This is a genomic window from Streptomyces tibetensis (assembly GCF_040647715.1).
Lineage (GTDB): Bacteria > Actinomycetota > Actinomycetes > Streptomycetales > Streptomycetaceae > Streptomyces > Streptomyces tibetensis_A.
Window position 1 is genome coordinate 647,353 of the sequence record NZ_JBEZCR010000002.1, and the last position, 17,060, is coordinate 664,412.

At 68.0% G+C, this 17,060-nt stretch carries 16 protein-coding genes; 15 read left to right on the forward strand and 1 reads right to left on the reverse strand.

Features of this window, described 5'->3' with window-relative positions; all coding sequences use genetic code 11:
* The first annotated feature begins 6 nt into the window (after positions 1-6).
* The 10 genes from AB0B29_RS07490 to AB0B29_RS07540 all read left to right on the forward strand — a co-directional run bounded on the left by AB0B29_RS07490 (position 7) and on the right by AB0B29_RS07540 (position 12,165).
* Entirely contained in the window at positions 7-1,698 is a 1,692-nt protein-coding gene (locus tag AB0B29_RS07490) for a histidine kinase (RefSeq protein ID WP_362235183.1), read from the forward strand.
* A 26-nt stretch (positions 1,699-1,724) separates the two neighbouring features.
* Positions 1,725-2,705, forward strand: a complete 981-nt coding sequence (locus AB0B29_RS07495) for a response regulator transcription factor (protein ID WP_362235186.1) — start codon at positions 1,725-1,727, stop codon at positions 2,703-2,705.
* 233 nt (positions 2,706-2,938) lie between these two features.
* Positions 2,939-3,136 (forward strand): Flp family type IVb pilin, encoded by a 198-nt coding sequence (locus tag AB0B29_RS07500; protein ID WP_362235188.1) that lies wholly within the window; start codon positions 2,939-2,941, stop codon positions 3,134-3,136.
* Positions 3,133-3,750 carry a pilus assembly protein TadG-related protein gene (locus tag AB0B29_RS07505; protein WP_362235691.1) on the forward strand — a complete coding sequence of 206 codons (618 nt, stop codon included), beginning with the start codon at positions 3,133-3,135 and terminating at the stop codon, positions 3,748-3,750. The genes AB0B29_RS07500 and AB0B29_RS07505 overlap by 4 nt, the downstream gene beginning before the upstream one ends.
* A gap of 31 nt (positions 3,751-3,781) precedes the next feature.
* On the forward strand, positions 3,782-4,357 hold the full coding sequence (locus AB0B29_RS07510; protein WP_362235191.1) for a hypothetical protein: 576 nt from the start codon (positions 3,782-3,784) through the stop codon (positions 4,355-4,357).
* Positions 4,358-4,368: 11 nt separating this feature from the next.
* A complete protein-coding gene (locus tag AB0B29_RS07515) occupies positions 4,369-5,010 on the forward strand; it encodes an OmpA family protein (RefSeq protein ID WP_362235194.1) in 642 nt (213 codons plus the stop codon).
* Positions 5,011-5,210: 200 nt separating this feature from the next.
* Positions 5,211-7,928 (forward strand): hypothetical protein, encoded by a 2,718-nt coding sequence (locus AB0B29_RS07520; protein WP_362235197.1) that lies wholly within the window; start codon positions 5,211-5,213, stop codon positions 7,926-7,928.
* Positions 7,925-8,950, forward strand: coding sequence for a hypothetical protein (locus AB0B29_RS07525; RefSeq protein ID WP_362235200.1), 1,026 nt, complete (start codon positions 7,925-7,927; stop codon positions 8,948-8,950). The genes AB0B29_RS07520 and AB0B29_RS07525 overlap by 4 nt, the downstream gene beginning before the upstream one ends.
* 264 nt (positions 8,951-9,214) lie before the next feature.
* On the forward strand, positions 9,215-10,801 hold the full coding sequence (locus AB0B29_RS07535; protein ID WP_362235203.1) for a hypothetical protein: 1,587 nt from the start codon (positions 9,215-9,217) through the stop codon (positions 10,799-10,801).
* A gap of 44 nt (positions 10,802-10,845) precedes the next feature.
* A complete protein-coding gene (locus AB0B29_RS07540; RefSeq protein WP_362235206.1) occupies positions 10,846-12,165 on the forward strand; it encodes a hypothetical protein in 1,320 nt (439 codons plus the stop codon).
* A 49-nt stretch (positions 12,166-12,214) separates the two neighbouring features.
* On the opposite strand, the gene AB0B29_RS07545 is transcribed toward AB0B29_RS07540, so the two are convergent.
* Positions 12,215-12,616: a DUF192 domain-containing protein gene (locus tag AB0B29_RS07545; protein WP_436845799.1), complete on the reverse strand. Its 402-nt coding sequence runs from the start codon at positions 12,614-12,616 to the stop codon at positions 12,215-12,217.
* 286 nt (positions 12,617-12,902) lie between these two features.
* On the opposite strand from AB0B29_RS07545, the gene AB0B29_RS07550 reads away from it, so the two are divergent.
* The 5 genes from AB0B29_RS07550 (at position 12,903) to AB0B29_RS07570 (ending at position 17,060) form a co-directional block, all read left to right on the forward strand.
* On the forward strand, positions 12,903-13,562 hold the full coding sequence (locus AB0B29_RS07550; protein WP_362235209.1) for a hypothetical protein: 660 nt from the start codon (positions 12,903-12,905) through the stop codon (positions 13,560-13,562).
* The gene (locus AB0B29_RS07555; protein ID WP_436845800.1) at positions 13,550-14,575 is read left to right on the forward strand and encodes a hypothetical protein; all 1,026 of its coding nucleotides are present in this window, start codon (positions 13,550-13,552) and stop codon (positions 14,573-14,575) included. Before AB0B29_RS07550 ends, AB0B29_RS07555 begins: the two co-directional genes overlap by 13 nt.
* 126 nt (positions 14,576-14,701) lie before the next feature.
* Entirely contained in the window at positions 14,702-15,025 is a 324-nt protein-coding gene (locus AB0B29_RS07560) for a hypothetical protein (protein WP_362235212.1), read from the forward strand.
* On the forward strand, positions 15,022-16,398 hold the full coding sequence (locus AB0B29_RS07565) for a hypothetical protein (RefSeq protein ID WP_362235214.1): 1,377 nt from the start codon (positions 15,022-15,024) through the stop codon (positions 16,396-16,398). Before AB0B29_RS07560 ends, AB0B29_RS07565 begins: the two co-directional genes overlap by 4 nt.
* Positions 16,395-17,060 (forward strand): hypothetical protein, encoded by a 666-nt coding sequence (locus tag AB0B29_RS07570; protein WP_362235217.1) that lies wholly within the window; start codon positions 16,395-16,397, stop codon positions 17,058-17,060. Before AB0B29_RS07565 ends, AB0B29_RS07570 begins: the two co-directional genes overlap by 4 nt.

A 17,060-nucleotide genomic window follows, 5' to 3' on the forward strand; every position in this document is an offset into this window, starting at 1 on the left:
GACGGCATGTCGATGACAGGGGAGCGGACGGGGCTGCTGGGCCGTCGCCGCCGCCGGGCCGGTCAGACGCCGGAGATCACGACGCCCCCGGCGGGGACCGTGCTGCCGGCGCACGTCCGCACGGGTGCCCCGGACGTACCGGTGACATCGGTGACGCCCGCGCTGCCACCGGGGTGGGAGGCGGCGGTGGGCGGTGAGCCGACGCTGCGGATCAAGGGGGGCGGGCGGCGGAAGGCCGGGATACCGCGAGGGGTCGCGGCGGATGCCCCTGGGCCGGCTCCGATGCCGACGCCCGCGGGCGGCGCACCGGAGGGAAACGCGAACGGTGAGGCGGAACCCCCGGTGCCCGGCCGATCGGCCGCCGCGTTCCCGCAGGGAACATCCGCGCCCGGCGACGACGGCCGCCCGGCCGGTGCGGCCCGGCACCAGCTCCCGGCCGAAGGCCAGGACACCCCCCATCCCGCCGGTCCCGCCATCGACATCCAGGTCAACGCCCTGCAGGCCATGTGCCGCCAGGTCTTCGGCTTCCGCCTGGCCATGATCGCCCTGGCGACCCCCATGGCCCTCGTCAACGCCAACGACGGCCTGCCCACCCGCCTCGTCGGCGCGGCCGTGGTCGTCACCTTCATGACCTCCTACGTCCTCTTCCGGGACTGGGAACGCTTCGGCCCCCTCCTCCTGCGCCACCCCTCCCTCCTCGCCGTGGACACCCTCTTCGGCGCCCTGCTCCTCATCGCCGCCGGCCCCGACAGCACCCTTGCCTACGTCAGCGTCTGCACCCCGCTCCTGGCAGGCCTGGTCTACGGCTGGCGCGGTGCGGCGGCCTTCGCCTCCCTCCAGGCCCTCCTCCTGCTCCTCATCCACGCGGCACAGGAGGACCCGGCCCCCGGCATCGCCGAGTCAGCCCTCCTGCCCGGCCTCTGTGTCATCGCCGGCGCCGTCGGCTCCAGCCTCCGCAACCTCATGCTCCGCTTCGGCGCCGCCACCCAGGCCCTCACCACCGTCCAGGCCCGCCTCGCCGTAACGGAAGCGGTCAGTGCCGAACGAGCCCGCCTGGCCCGCGAGATGCACGACTCGGTCGCGAAGACCCTGCACGGCGTGGCCCTGGCCGCCGACGGCCTGACCACCTCGGCGAACGCCGACCGCATGGACCCGGCCCTGGTGAGACAGCAGGCAGCACTGGTCGCCCGTTCCGCCCGCCGGGCCGCCGCGGAGTCCCGTGAACTCCTGGCCGATCTGCGCCGCGAATCGGACCCGTCCCAGGCCACGGACGTCCTGGTCGAACTCGCCGCCCGCACACGCGACTTCAGCACCCGCTCCGGCCTTCCGGCGGCCTACCGCCCCACCGGCGCCCACGCCGTACCCCCCGTCCCCCCGGCCGTGGCCCGCCAGCTCCTCACCATCGCCTCGGAAGCCATGGAGAACGCCCACCGCCACGCCCGCCCCACCCGCGTCGACGTCAGCGCGGGCGTCCACGGCGACCTGCTCCGCATCAGCGTCTACGACGACGGCCGCGGCCTGCCGCCGGGCACCACCCTTGAACAACTCCGCCGAGCAGGCCACTTCGGCCTGGTCGGCATGGTCGAACGCGCCGCCTCGGTCGGCGCCCGCATCCGCATAGGCCGCGGCGGCCACGCCCAGGGCACGGAGGTCCGCCTGGAACTCCCCCTGGCCGCCCTGACCACCCCGACCGCATGACCCCACGACCCGAGAGGAGGCCCCTGATGCCGGACCAGACGCCTCACCCGACCGGCGCCCCGCAGCCGCCACACCCCCCGTTCGCCGACCTCCCGCTCCCACCCCAGGCCCAGCCGGCCCGCCGCCTGCGGGTCGTCGTGGCGGACGACAACCCGGTCGTCCGGGCCGGCCTCACCGCCCTGCTCTCCGGCCGCGCGGACATCGAGGTCGTGGCGGAGGCCGCCGACGGCCGCCAGGCCTACGAGGCCGCCCACCACCACTGCCCGGACGTCGTCCTCCTCGACGTCCGCATGCCCGGCGTGGACGGCCTCTCGGCCCTCCCCTACCTGGTACAGATCGCTCCGGTGGTGATGCTGACCTACAGCAGGGAGTCGGAGATCGTCCAGGAGGCGCTGCGCCGGGGAGCGGGCGGCTACCTGGTTCACGGCGAGTTCACGGCCGACCAGCTGGTCGATGCCGTGCGGGACATCAAGGAGGGCCGGGCCCACTTCACCCCCACGGCGGCGGGCGCACTGCTGGCCCAACTCCGCCGGGACCAGGCCCCGGCTCCACCTCTCCCGGAAGGCCTGGGCCGGTCATCGAGTGCGACTGCATACGGAATTTCCACTTCCGCAAAATCGTATAGTCAACCTCAGGACCCTGGCCTACCAGCGAATACACCACTTCACTCCGCCTCAATCCCTCCCACTTCCTCAGAAGTGCTTTCGCAAATGCAACCGCATGTGGGACAGTCTTCGTCTGAGTGGACGAGTGGCCGTCCGGCCGCTCCCGACAGGTCGCGGTTCCAACTGAGCACGAGGGAGGCGGAGATCATGGACCTCATCGCGTCCGGCATGAACAACCAGCAGATCGCCGCCACGTGCTTCATCAGCGAAAAGACCGTCAAGAACCACATCAACCGCATCTTCGCCAAGCTGCACAGCGTCAGCCGTAGCGAGGCCGTGGCCAAGTGGCTCGGTACGGTGCCCGCTTCGGGGACTGGGAGGGAGGTTGCCGGGCGTGGCTGAACGGGGAAGCAAGGGACTGAGCTCATGGGCCCAGGGCGTCGGGGGCAGGTCCCAGAACCTGCTTTGGGCCCGGGATTGGGCCCTGGGGCCCTCTGGCCGGATCGGGGGTGCGGCGTACGTTTCTGGCGTCGAAAGCGGAACCGGCACGGAAAGAGTCGGTACCGCTATCAGCGCCGAAGAGGCTTGCGCGTCGGTCGGCAGGCGGCCGGCCGGTACCGGAGGGGAACACCACCATGAGCAACTGGATCAACACCACCGTCTCGTACCTGCACGCCCGCGCCGCCCGCAACGACAAGGGGCAGACCGCAGTCGAGTACCTGGGGATCATCGCGGTGGTTGTGGCGATCGTGCTGGCGATCACGGGGACGGACATCGGTCAGTCCATCTTCGAGGCAATCACCGACAAGATCACCGAGGTTACCGGCGGCTGATAACCCGTAAGTACGGCGACGCAGGGCAGGCCTTCCCCATCTACATCACGGTGGTGGCGGGCCTGCTCTTTCTCGCGTTCGCGTACCTTGCGGTCGGCCAGGCCGCGGCTACACGGAACGGCGCGCAGACGGCGGCGGACGCCGCCGCTCTCGCGGCCGCGCAGGACCGACGGGACCAGCTCGCGGGCAAATGGCTGGAGAACGTGCTCAAGCCGGGCCTCTGGAAGGACATCTTCCGCGGAGAAGTGGAGGGGCTCGATCCCTCGTGCTGGCGCGCACAGCAACTCGCCAACGACAACGACGCGCACGTCGTGGGTGACTGCATTCCCCACTGGTATCCGGAACTCGGCTACACGGTAGAGGTGGAGACCAACGACCCCGTCGGCGACAGCATCGTGCCCGGTACGGAGGCGACGTACGCGAAGGCCACGGCAAAGGCCGTGATCAAGCCACGCTGCACGTTCCAGCTCCCGGACGAGGACAACGGGGACAACGCCGACCTGCCGCAGCTCAACTGCAGGGACAACAAGAACTGGGACCTTGACCCGGAGCACCTCTCGGATCTCCCCGGCGCCGAGGATCTCTTCGACGTCCATCTGGCCGACACCGACTGACGCGGTACGACGAACAAAGGAAGCGGAACTCATGAGCATTCGGTTCACTACGACGGCCCGCAGGGGGATGGTCGCAGCGGCAGTTGCGGTCAGCCTGGCCCTCGGTGTGGCCGGCTGCAGCAGCGGCGACGACAAGGGCGGTGACACGTCGGCGTCCGCCTCCAAGGACAGCGGATCGAAGCCGAGTGCTCAAGAGGGCCAGTCGGAGGAGCCGCTGGCCGAACTGAAGGGGCCGGACGGCCTGCTTCTGCGTCTTACCTCGGCCGAGCGGGACTCCGGCGGATTCCTCACGCTCGGGGGTGACTTGAAGAACGACGGCAGTCGCACGGTCAACGTGCCGCCGCAACTCAGCGGAAACGAGACCGAGATCATCAGAAACGGCAGGTCCTTGGGCGGCGCTACCTTGGTGGACTCAAAGGGGAAAAAGCGGTACTACGTGCTGCGCGACACGGACGGCCGCCCGCTCACCACGACCAACTTCCCGTCCATGAAGGCCGGCGAGACCATCCCTGTCTTCATGCAGTTCCCGACGCCGCCCGAGAGTACGACCGAGGTGACGTTCCAGTTGCCGCAGTTCGCCGCAGCCACCATCAAGATTTCCGGGTGAGGCGGACCACCATGAAAGACACCCGAACAAAGACACCACACCTGGCGGTCGTCCTCGCCGCAGCCTCCCTCATGGTGGCCACCAGCGTCTTCGCCGCCGCATCCGCCCACGCAGCCGATGGCCCAAGTTACCCGCCAGGCACCCAGCCCAATGCCGCCGCACCGGTCAAAGTCGACGCGAACGACCCCGACCTGAAGCTGGTCGAGGGTGCGACCCTCGCCGCTGCCAAGGTCCTCGACATCAAGACGGTCGTCGAGGACGAGAGCGGCGACGAACGCCGCGAAGACACGAACTCGGACGTGAAGTTCGCACTGCAGGCCGAGGTGCTGTTCGGCAAGGACAGTGCGAAACTCGGCGCTCAGGCGAAGGCGCGCATCGCGGACATCGCCGAGGAGATCAAGGCGCAGAACGCGAAGAAGATCCGTGTCTTCGGCTTCACGGACAACCTGGGCTCGTCGGCCCACGGCGATGCCCTGTCCCGCCGACGTGCGTCAGCCGTACAGGGGGTCCTGGAGGGTGAACTCGCGGACTCGGGCATCACCTACGAAACGCGCGGCTACGGCGAGCAGTACCCGATCGCGGACAACTCCACCGAGGCGGGCCGCAAGAAGAACCGCCGTGTCGAGGTTTCCTTCCCGCGCACGGAGAGCTGAGCCACCACAAATGACCCACCCGGGGCCCATCCTCGCCACCACGGGCGAGGACGGGCCCCCACTCGTTCCCGCGACAGCACTCCGCTGCGGTGCGAATGGGCCCGGAGTTGGGGCCAGGGGCCTATGTGTGAGTGATCGATGTTCCTTAGCCTCGCCCAGGTGTTCGTCCTGAATCGCCGCTGAACGAGCTGAGGTCACTCATGTCCGGTGCCGGTAACTCCATACCGCCGAGCGGGACGTGGGGTGCGCAGAACATCCCGTCCTGGGGCCGGCGTTCGCCGTTGCCCAAGGAACTGGGCTGGGCGCAGGTACTGCTGTGGGTGCAGTTCGCGCTGACGGCGGTCTACGTGGTCACCGTGCTGTCGGTGGTGACGTACTACTCCGGGGAGATCTTCGGGATCCTGGTGTACGACTCGCTGCCCAGCGTGGCCGGGGTCTACCTGGCCCGGCGCCTGTGGCGGGGCGGGGTATGGACGAGCCGCGCACTGATCGCCGTACAGGCGTGGATCGTGTGGCTGTCGTTCGGCACCCTGATGCACGGCGATCTGCGGGGCATCACGCAGGCGGCGTTGCCGGTGGCGGTCGTCGTGCTGTTGCGCCGTGCCCGGTCGCGTGAGTGGTTCGAGAGCGCTCCCGAGGACAGGGAGGAGCGGCGGCCGTTCAGCCTGGAACGAATGATCCGCTGGCGCCGGGACGAGGGCCAGACCGCGGTGGAGTACGCGGGGCTCATCGCGGTGGTCGCGGCGATCATCGTCGCGCTGTCGGTGGGCGGCCTCGGCGGGCGCATCGCCGACGGCGTCCAGTCGGCCGTCTGCTCGGTGACGGGCACGGCTTGCCCCGCTCCGCAGGGTGACGGCACGGAGACGGGCGCGGCCGGGGACGACGACGCCGCCCACCAGGGCGATGCGGACGCTGGCGCCGACGGCGGCAACGGCGCGGACCCGGACGGCGGCGCTCACGCGGACGGTGGTGCGGGCGCAGACGGCGGCACGGGCACGAACGGCGACGTGGGCACGAACGGCGGCACGGGCAGGAACGGCGACGCGGGCACCCAAGGCGACTCGGAAACCCAGGGCGACGCGGGCGGCCAGGAAGGCACGGATGCCGACGGCGGAACCGAAGCCAGTGGTGGCACGGAATCCGGTGGCACGAACGCAGCCACGGGCGTCGGTGACACGGGCGGCAGCGGCATCCCCGCGTCGGCCCAGATCATCACTTACGAGGGCGCGGGCCCGAACGACACGATCCCGCTCGCTCCGGGCCCGTTCGAGGACAAGTCCCTCTGGGACGACGTACATGACCAGGAACGCCACGACAGGACGTTCATGGACCATGTCCGGGGCTTCTTCGTGGCGCCGACCAAGAGTTTCTTGGCCAGCACGATGGACTTCGTCAGCGACCCGGTCGGCTCGGTCAAGGACACCTGGAACGGCCTGAAGGGCTACACCACGAACTGGTGGGGCGACAAGTCCGACGAGCTGGGCGAGAAGTGGGACAAGGGGGAGTACCTCTCCTCCGTATGGGGCTGGGTCAATTCGCCCGAGGACTTCGTGTCCGACCTGGCGATCGACACGTTCGTCGACAAGGAGAACTGGGAGAAGGGCAACTACGGCGCCTCCATCGGCAACACCGTCGTCAACGTCGTCGGCATCTTCAGCCCGAAGACCATCACGAAGTTCACCAAGTTCAAGAAACTGGCCGAGGTCGGGGAAGCCCTCGACAAGGCGGCGGACGCGGCGGAGAAGGCACGCAAGGCAGCCAGGGCGGGTGACTTCGACGGAGCGAAGAAGGCCGCGGACGAGGCCCAGAAGCACGCCGACGAGGCCAAGAAGAAGGCCGAGAAGAACGGCAGCTGCACGATCGCGATCGGGCGCGTCCCGTACGGCGGTGGCGCGCGTGTCGGCGGCGTCGCGGGCACCGGCACGGGCGTCCTGGCAGCCCCGCAGGCCGGCCGGATCGTCGTCGCCGAAGGAGGCGGCAAGGAATGCACGGGCGACGACGCGGACGACGCACGGAAGGCCCAGCAGGAGGCCCTGGACGCACGGGCCGAGCTGCTGCGGGAGGTCATGAAGGACGCCAAGCGGAACGAGCGGGTGAACCTCCAGGAGGGCATGCTGGACAACCTGCTCAAGAGAGCTAAGGACCACGTCGACCCGGACGCGAAGGACATCAGCAAGAAGCAGGCGGCGGACGCGATCGACGACCTCACCGACCTGCTGCGGCAGAAGAACATCGACCCGATGAGCCGGCAGAAGCTCGCGTCCAAGGCACTGAACTCGGCCAACAAGGATCAACTCGCCGAGAATCTCGCCGAGGCGAACATCACCAAGCGCGTGGCCAAGGACGAGGCGGCGGACGGCACCACTGTGTACTCGGACATCGGTGACAGTCCTGAGCGGGCGAGAAAGGGGGAGTCGCCGGTTCGCGACGACGGCCAGGGCGGCGAGATCGACGTCTCAGGCATCCCGGACGCCGATGTGGCGTACCGGGGCAAGGACGGCAAGGTCCATGTTGTGGAGGTCAAGAACCGGGCGAACGCCACCACGCAGGCGTCCCTGCCCGGCCAGGTCGAACGGTTGGGGGACTGGCAGAAGGCGGCGCCGGGCCGCGTGGCCCGGTACGAGATCGCCACCACCCAGGACTGGCAGAAGATCTTCGACAAGTTCCAGTACAAGAAGCAGACCAAGGCGCAGAAGGCGGCAGGCGAGCCGAAGGTACGTCCGAGCAGCACGCCCGCTTTGACGATGGCCGAGCACGGTGTGGGAGCGCGCATCGCGGGACAGGACGTCTCCCCGGGGCAGCTCCGGAAAATGAATGACGCCTGGAACGCCAAGAGCGACACCGAGAAGTACGAGGCCATCCGATCCGGCAAGATGGCGGACCCGACGACCGCGATGGCCTACCTGGGGGTCGCATGACGCACAACAAGAACGCGACCGCGATCCTCGACGATCTCGCGGCGACGATCGCGGCCGCCCCGCCCACCACGCACGGCTGGACGGAGGACGAGTACGAGCTCTACGAGCGGTTCGAGAAGGAACGCGACCTGCCGCTCACCGACGGACAGCGCCGGCGCTTCGAGTCCGCGCGCGCCCGCGAACGGGCGGTCCACCGGATCGAAGGCCTGCTGCGCTCCGTGCGGGAGGCTGTCCGACGGGGAGAGGCCCCGCCTGCCGCCGCGGTCGCGGCGGCGGCCGAGTCGTGCGTGCGCGCCGGTCTGGCCGCGCTGCCGGCGATCGACCTGCTCAAGGATCTCGGCACGCCCCACGGCGAGCAGGCACTGGCTCGTGTGGTGGTCGACGAGTCGGTGGGCGAGTACGACCGGTGCTGGGCCCGCACGTATCTCATCACGCTGCGGACGCAGGTGTACGAGGAGATGGCGGCACGCTCGGTCGAGGGCGAGAAACCACTGTTTCCCCAGGTCGTACGCGACTTCCCGTACGGCAGGCACGGCGGTGTCGCCACTCCCGACGATCCGGAGGCGACGGAGGAACTCACCGCCCGTGCTCGGGCCGTTCTCGAGGCGCTGCTGCCTGACCGCCCGCTGGAGTGGCCGGAGCCGCCGTCCGAACCGGAAGGCCGCTGGTGGGAGCGTGAGGAAGCGCGGCCCGGGTGGGAGGAAGTACGCATCGTGCTCGCCGCCTTGATGCCGGACGCACGAAGTGTCACCCGGGAGCGTATGACCGAGGGCTGGCACGAGTGCGTACGGCTCGGCATCGACCTGCGGGACTCCGGCCCCGAGGACTTCACCGACCGATGGGTGACCCGGATCGGCGCCTGGATCGTGGAGTGGACCTTCTCCTGGCTCGCATTGCACCTGTGGAGGGCGGGCCATTTTCCGGCTTGGTCGACGGAACTGGCAACTCTCCATGCACAGCGCGGTGTCGCCGTCGAACAGGCATCAGTCCTCCTCTCCGAGGCGGCGGACGCCCACACCTGAAGCCGTGGCAGCAGCATGCGACAGGCAACAGATCTGCGTCTCTGCGAGGACTGCGGAGACGAGGAGCCCCTTATCCGTCCTCCGCTGGTACCAGAAGCTCCCCCCGCGCCCCCGTCCGCATCCCCCACCCGGCCATCGTCCCGGACATCGCCTCCACCACGTGTCGTGACCTGAGGCGCGGCATCCCCAGTCGCTCCGGGCCCGTTCGAGGACAAGTCCCTCTGGGACGACGTACACGACCAGGAACGCCACGACAGGACGTTCATGGACCATGTCCGGGGCTTCTTCGTGGCGCCGACCAAGAGTTTCTTGGCCAGCACGATGGACTTCGTCAGCGACCCGGTCGGCTCGGTCAATGACACCTGGAACGGCCTGAAGGGCTACACCACGAACTGGTGGGGCGACAAGTCCGACGAGCTGGGCGAGAAGTGGGACAAGGGGGAGTACCTCTCCTCCGTATGGGGCTGGGTCAATTCGCCCGAGGACTTCGTGTCCGACCTGGCGATCGACACGTTCGTCGACAAGGAGAACTGGGAGAAGGGCAACTACGGCGCCTCCATCGGCAACACCGTGGTGGGCGTCATCGGAATCTTCAGTCCGAAGACCATCACGAAGTTCACCAAGTTCAAGAAGCTGGCCGAGGTCGGTGAATCCCTCGACAAGGCGGCGGACGCGGCGGAGAAGGCCCGCAAGGCGGCCGAGGCGGGCGATGCCGAGGGCGCGCGGAAGGCGGCGAAGGAGGCCGACGAGGCGGCGGACGCGGCCGAGAAGCGGGCCCGCGAGTCGGGCTGCACCATCGCGGCGCCGGCCCGCCGGATTCCGTACGGCGGCACCCCCCGTGGGATCACCCCTGGCCTCCTCACGGGCTCCTCCGGCACAGGCACCACGGTCCTCGCCGCCGGCCCGTCCGGCTCCCCGTACGTCGTCCTCGCTCAGGACGGCTGTGACGAGGAGGCCAAGGAGGGGGCCCAGGATGCCCGCAAGCAGGCCGACGAGGCGGACAGGGCCGCAGACGGGGCCGAGCTGGCGGATCGTCATGAGGCTGCCAGGAAGGCACTCGAGGACGCGGGCATCCCACACGCACCGAGGAAGATCGACGAGTTCGTTCAGCGGGCGAAGGACAACCCGGACCCGGACAAGAAGGAGATCGGCAAGGAGGATGCTGCCCGGGCGTTGGACGAGATCTCCCACCTGGCCGGGACGAAGAACATCTCCAAGGAGGCCCGCTCGTCGCTGACCAGCAAGGTCACGAACGCCAAGAACACCGACGAACTCAGCCAGGCACGTGCTGAACTGAATGCTGTGCAGCGAGCCGCCGACGGCGAGGCGGCACCCGGCACGATCGTGCACACCGCTGTCGGCAAGGACTTCGGCAAGGAAAACGTCGATCTCGGCAACGGCGAAACGGTGAACGTCTCCGAGATCAACGACGCCGACGTGCTCTATCGAGGCAAGGACGGCAAGGTCCACGCCGTGGAGGTCAAGAACACGGGCAATGCCACCATCAAGGCCGACTTCGAAAGGCAGGTCGAAGATCTGGCCACATGGGAGGGGAAAGGCAGCCCAGGAAGGGCGACACGCGTCGAGATCGAGACCACTGACAAATGGACCAATATCTTCAGCGGCTACAAGAGCGGAAAGCGGGACGGCGTCAAGTACAAGCCTGAAGGAACACCGGCCGGCACCATGGCGAAGAACCGGGTGCCCGTACGGATCGCCGGCACGGACATCTCCCCGAGTCAGCTCAGGCGGATGGAGGCGGAGATCCAGGCCCGGAAGCAGGCCGGGACGATGGACTGGTCCAGGATGAGGGATCCGAAGGAAGCGATGGATTACCTGGGCGTCTCATGACGCCAGGGTCTCGGGACCGCCGGGGCACGGACGGAGAGCGAATTGTGGACACCTACCTGCTGCCCGATGCCATGCGCGAGCTGCCACCGCCCTGGCGCGATCTGACATACCGCAGGTCTCAAGCTCTGGAGGCGCTTGCCCCCACGGAGGAGAGACGTGAGCAGGCTCGGCACGTGCTGCGCGCGTGCCTGCCCGACCGACGGCAGGATGTGCACGACTGGGACGAGGACCTACGCGACTTCTACGACGACCGTGACGACCACACCCTGGACGAGGCAGACGCCTGGTTGACCCGCATCATGCCGACCACGTCCGAGGTCACCCGGGAGCGGGTGGTTCAAGTGGTCGGCATCTGGGCTGACATGGGGATCCCCACGGTGCCTGAGCCACCGACTCCGCAGTGGGTCGACAAGGTGGCGGCGGAGTGGGCCGCCTCGGTGCGGCAGGCCCTGGCGTACGACGCGTTCGCTTTCATCGAGCGGGCAACCGCCGCCGGGATGCTGAACGATGAGGAGGCTGAAGACGTCGTGCCGCTTGCCGCCGCGTTCGTGCGGGCCGGCGTGGCGGTCGAGGCGGCGGTGCGCTTGCTCGTCTCGCTGGGGCGTCCGCGCGGCGAACAGACCCTGATGGGCCTCGTGAACGACGACGAGGTCCGGGACTTCCGCCAATATGTGCGTTCCCGGCTTCTCGGGTTGCGCCGTTCGGTGTACGACGCCCGTGCCCGGGAAGCCACCCGCGACGAGGAGCCGCTGCTGCCCGAAGGGCTGCAGAGCCTTCCGTATTCCTGGCAGAACGACTTCGGCTGGGGCGCGACCGCGCTGGATTCCCAGAGCCTCGCCCAGGCCCGTTCCGCCCTGGAGGCGTGTCTGGCTGTCGGGCGGGTGCGGGATGACGCGCAGTTGCGCATGGACGCTCCGGCGGACTGCAGTGCCATTGCCGAGGTGGTGCGGGCCCTGATGCCGTACCCGAGGCTGGTCACTCGCGAGCGAATGAACGAGGCGTGGCGCGAGTGCAGGTCGTTGGGGTTCGACTTTCCAGGCATGGACGCCGAGGCCTTCGCCAGGTTCTGGTGTACGAAGATCGCTGACCGGGTCACCGCAGCCGTTTTCCGCTGGCTCGCCGACCTCCCGCAAGGCGGAGGAGCGGCGGGCGACGATGAACCGGCTGTTCCGTCGGCAACGGCCCGCTGGGCCGCGGAACTCGCCGAGCGGAGCGCCCGGTGCGGCAGCGCGGTCCAGGAGGCCATCTGGTTCCTCCACCGCACGGAGGACGTCCCGGGCAGCCGGGAAGCCCTGGCGCGACTGGCCTCCGACCCCAGCCTGCCGGCCACGACGAGGAATGCCGCGCAGGAGTGGACCCCATGAGGCCTCTGCACCCGTTGCCGACCGCAGAAGACGATCGAGGCCACTCACCTCACTCGACCCGTACGACGACCTCCAGCCGGGCTCCCTCTCGCACTCCCCACCCGCCCATCGTCCCGGCCGCGGCCTCCACCACATGCCGGGCCCGCAACCGCGGCATCCCCAGCAGTCCCGGCCGCATGGTCCGTACGGCTATGACGCGAAGACGCCGATCGAGATAGGCGACGTCGATGGCCATGCGCATACGAAAGGTGTGCACGCTGTTGGCGGGGGACAACAGCATCGCCCCCTCGAGGAACTCGCGCCCCAACAGTCCTTTCGTACGGGCTCGATAGGAGCCGGCGATCTCCAGTGGCACCCTGACGGGCGGCTCCCCGTCCTCTCCGTGCACGACCAGCTCCCCACGCCCGTCCTGCCAACGCCGCCCCACCAGGTCCCCCTCCGACCGTGCCACCTGCCGGCAGCTCTTCACCCCGAACGTATCCGGGTCGGGCCGCCCTCACATGGGCCCACGGACCCGTGCCCTTTGCTGATTCATAACTGAAACGCCCAACGCCGCAACGCTGTTGGCCCGTTCAGGGGCGCGTTATCCAACCGTTACGGCGCAAAGGTGACGACGAAACGCCGATTCCTCCCCATACACCCCGCCAGTTGACAACCTTCACCCTGGTGCGGCCGCACCCCGCTGTATAGCTTTGGTTCGCTCAAGAGAAGCCCTCGCCACCTCCCGGGAGCCGACCGTGACCCGCCGCCCCACCCTCCTCGCAGCGCTCACGCTGACCGCCGCAGCGGCCCTGACGCTGTCCGCGTGCGGAAGCGATGACAGCTCCAAGGACAAGCACAACGACAAGATCGCGGGAGCAGACACGGGGGACAAGCCGTCGCCCTCGGCCAGTCCGAGCGAATCGGCCGCGAGCGGACGGCCGAAGATCGAACTCCCTGCGGACGTAACCTACGAGTTCGAATGGAAGAAGACCGGCGACGCTCAAAAGGACGCCGTCCTCAACGATGCCGAGCAGCGCATCAGGGCCGTAGACATGGCAATCGCCAAGCAGGCTCCGCTCGACAAGGCGTACCGCTTCTACTCGGAAGGCGCGGCCGCGGCCGAAAGCCAGAAGTACATCCAGGAGTACGTCGACCACAAGGCACGCACGACTGGCCTGACCCGCTACTACAACGAGAGCCTGACCATCAAGGACGGCGGCACGGCCGCACTCGTGTACTGCGAGGACCAGAGCAAAGCGTTCAACAAGTTCCTGAAGACCGGGAAGACCGATGTCACGCCGGTGACCAAGAACAGCTACGTCGTCTACGCAGGCACTCTGCGTAAGAACGACAACGGCGTATGGGTCACCGAGCGACTGATCTCGCAGCGGGGGAGCGCGAAGTGCCAGCCTTGATCCGTACCAGACGCCTGCTGTTCACCTCCGGAGTCACAGCCTTCGTCCTGGTCATTGCCGCCCCCGCCTATGCGGACAAGGGATTCGGCGGCACGGACGGTAAAACACAGGAGGCCAACGCAGGCAAAGACGGCACCGTCTCCGTCACCGTGGGCGGGGTCGTCTTCGACCGCTCGAAGAACGGCGGCGGAAAATCGGCCGGCGCGCTCACGTCCTCCACGTCCTGGACTCCGCCGCCCTGTTGGTACGCCCCGAAGTACACGCCGGAACAGCTCCAGAAGACCATGGAGCCGGTGTGGGAAGCGGGCTCGACCGGCTACGAATGGGACGCCAAGCAGCGCGATCGGTACGTCAACGGGCACCCGTACAAGGACTTCAACAAGGACAAGGCCGGCAAGGGTTACTTCTGGGACTCGTTCGTCGACGAGGACTTCCCCCCGGGCTGGGACGCCTGCACGGAGGAGCCCTTCTGGGTGGACCAGGGCGACCCTCCCCCCGCGAACATCAAGAACGCCGTCACGCCCGAGATCCTCGCCGAACTCGCCTACGCCGAGATCCGGGTCCCCAGCACCAAGGTGACCCTGGCCCCCGCCGCACAGACCAAGGTCAACCTCCCGACCTGGGCCTGGCTGGACGCCGCCGACTTCAAGCCGGTCTCCGTCACCGCGTCCGTACCGGTGATCGGCATCACGGCGACGGCGACGGCGAGACCGACGTCGCTCAGAATCGAACCGGGCACCAAGGACGCCGAGACCTACCCGGCCTCCGGTGTCTGCCAGATCAACAAGGGCCGCATCGGTGAGCCCTACGCGAAGGGCAAGGCGGACCAGACGCCACCCTGCGGAGTGAAGTACCTGCGCTCCTCGGGCAGCGGCACGTACCCGCTCCAGGCCACGGTCACCTGGGAGATCGACTGGACCGGCAGCGGCGGTGCGGGCGGCGACCTCCCTGACGGCACGTTCGGCGCCACCCAGGACGTCGTCGTACAGGAGATCCAGTCCGTCAACCGCTGAGCGGATGCACAGCTCCGACCGCGGGGCGGCCACCCGTGTGGGTGGCCGCCCCGTCCACGCGTAAGCGGAACGACTAGAGTCACTTACTCGAGGAAGCGGCAAGGACCGTGGAGAGGAAGCGGCTGCATGGCGGAGCGGCTGGCCGTCGACGACGATGAGCTCGGGCACTTCATGAAGTTGTTGAAGAAGTCGGGCAGCTCCTTGAAGGGACTGCACAAAGCCCTGAGTGACGCTTCAGTGACCGGACTGGGTACAGACGACCTGGACGCTGCGTGCGAGAGCTTCCAAGAGGACTGGAAGTACGGCACCGAGCAGATCGGTGAGCAGACCGAGGACCTTGCCAAGATCATCGGGCAGAGCAAGGACAGCTACAACGAGGTGGACAAAGCGCTGGAACAGGCGCTGAAGAAGGCTCGGAACGGCAAGGCCGGTTCGGGGCGTTCCACATGACCTACCCCTCTGGTTCCGGCGGTCCGGGCACCGCTGCCGACCCTCGGTACACCACGGACCTCGACAAGCCGCAAGGACTCCAGTCGGGCCGCCATGTCGCGAACCCCGACTACGCCCACTTGGGCTTCAACCCCACTCCGGGCAGCCCGGACACGGTCCGTGCGCTGCGCAAGAAACTGGTGAACTGTGCCAAGGTCCTGGAGGAAAGCCACGACCTGGTCACCAAGCTGATGGACGGCAGCTACTGGAAGGGCGATGCCGCTGTCGCCTTCCGGGAGGAGTTGGATGGCGGGACGCTGCCTCTGAACCTCAAGAACGCCGCGCACTCGATCCGGAAGGCCTCCAGGCAGTTGGACCGCTGGGAGGGAGAGCTCGAGGACTTCCGGCGGCGGGCCAGACGTCTGGAAAAGGACGCGAAGGACGCCCAGGCAGTTCTGGACGCGGCGAAGGGCCGTGCGAGCAAGGCCGAGAAGGCCCCCGATCTGGACACCAAGGGCGCCCGTCACGATGACGCCCAGAAGGCACTCACCCACGCGAATACGGCAGTGGAGGAGGCCCAGGCCGACCTCGACAAGATCATCGGCCGGGCGAAGAAGCTTGCCGAGGAGCACGAGCAGCGGGCCCGGTACCGCGCTGGCAAAATCGGCGACGCCACGACCAAACTGGCTCCGCACGAACCTGGTGCGTGGGACAAGTTCACGGACTGGCTTGGCGACAATCTGCCGGACATCCTCAGTGGTATTGCGGCGATCCTGGGGGTGATCGCGTTGTTCGCCACCGGGCCGCTAGCAGTGCCACTCCTCCTGCTGGGCGCCGGGCTGTTGAGCGGGACCGCCCTCACGCTGCGGTTGCAGGACGACGAAGTGTGGGCCTCCCTGAGCGACGGCATCAGCAAGGGCGAACTCGACGTGGACTTCTGGAGCAATGCGATTTCGGTCGCCGGGGACGCACTGGGTATCGTGCCGGGGCTCGGGGCTGTGACCAAGGGTTTGATGAAGGCGCCGGAGGCATTGAGCGCTGCAGCCCGCAGCGCGGATGAGGTCCTGACCTTGGGGCAGAAGGCCGCCGCTGTCGGTGCTTCGATCCGCGAGGAAGCAGTGGCCGTCTCCGAAGCGCCGAGCGTGCTGGAGCGATCACGCGTTTTCGGCGCGAGCACCGGCCAGGTGCTGCCGAAGGTGGAGGCCGGGGCGACGTGGTTGGGAGCCGGCACAGCCGCATACGGGATCGCGGGCAGCTTGTACGACACCCTGGACTCCGATGGGGCCAAGGCCGTGACGGGCACGTTGGATGGAGTCAGGACCGGTGTCATCGACGGGGCGGCTACAGCCGGCGTACTCCAGTACCTGTTCAGGGGAGTGGCTGCCGCCTCGTGAGCTCGGACACCTTCGTCATCGATCCGTCCGCCCGGATGCCGGGAGCGGACATCTGGTTTGCGCTACCTGCGGGCTTCGTGCCGGTTCCATCCGCAGACGTTGCTGGAATGGAAGAAGTACCGGCAGTCGCTGAGCGTCAACAGCACTCACTCGAGGCGCTTGCCACCATGCTGACCGGTCCCGCTGGAACCCAACAGTGCGTGGAGCTGTTGGCGCCAGTCCGGCGTTTGGCTCAGGTGCTGGCTTACAGCGGCGTCATCCATTGCTCCGTGGGGGCGCACCGTGACGACGAGGGAGACGGAAGTCTCCTGTTGTCGCTGTTCACCGTTGGCTGGCAGGAGACTTCCTGGGCTCCACGTGGCGTGACGGCTGCTCGTGCAGCAGCGGCAATGCCAGGCGCCGGTCATGTGGAGACCCTTGAGCTGCCGTGCGGTCCTGCGTCGCTCGTGGAAGTTCGAACCAGCCCTCAACTCGGTGATACACGGCAGGACCTGCTTCAGGTTGTCGCCTACGTGCCATTTCCGGATGCCCGTAAGCTAGCCATCCTTACGCTGTCGACGACTGCCGTTCACCGTTCGGACCAGTACCGGAACCTACTCCGGGAATCCGCCCGCATGGTCACCTTCGAGAACCCGTTGCCGAAAGATCATGGCGAGGCATGA

Excerpts from the sequence above, each read along its gene's own strand:
- AB0B29_RS07515 (WP_362235194.1), top strand. The coding sequence starts at position 4,369 with ATGAAAGACACCCGAACAAAGACACCACACCTGGCGGTCGTCCTCGCC.
- AB0B29_RS07495 (WP_362235186.1), top strand. The coding sequence starts at position 1,725 with ATGCCGGACCAGACGCCTCACCCGACCGGCGCCCCGCAGCCGCCACAC.
- AB0B29_RS07490 (WP_362235183.1), top strand. The coding sequence starts at position 7 with ATGTCGATGACAGGGGAGCGGACGGGGCTGCTGGGCCGTCGCCGCCGC.
- AB0B29_RS07525 (WP_362235200.1), top strand. The coding sequence starts at position 7,925 with ATGACGCACAACAAGAACGCGACCGCGATCCTCGACGATCTCGCGGCG.
- AB0B29_RS07520 (WP_362235197.1), top strand. The coding sequence starts at position 5,211 with ATGTCCGGTGCCGGTAACTCCATACCGCCGAGCGGGACGTGGGGTGCG.
- AB0B29_RS07500 (WP_362235188.1), top strand. The coding sequence starts at position 2,939 with ATGAGCAACTGGATCAACACCACCGTCTCGTACCTGCACGCCCGCGCC.
- AB0B29_RS07510 (WP_362235191.1), top strand. The coding sequence starts at position 3,782 with ATGAGCATTCGGTTCACTACGACGGCCCGCAGGGGGATGGTCGCAGCG.
- AB0B29_RS07565 (WP_362235214.1), top strand. The coding sequence starts at position 15,022 with ATGACCTACCCCTCTGGTTCCGGCGGTCCGGGCACCGCTGCCGACCCT.
- AB0B29_RS07560 (WP_362235212.1), top strand. The coding sequence starts at position 14,702 with ATGGCGGAGCGGCTGGCCGTCGACGACGATGAGCTCGGGCACTTCATG.
- AB0B29_RS07535 (WP_362235203.1), top strand. The coding sequence starts at position 9,215 with ATGGACCATGTCCGGGGCTTCTTCGTGGCGCCGACCAAGAGTTTCTTG.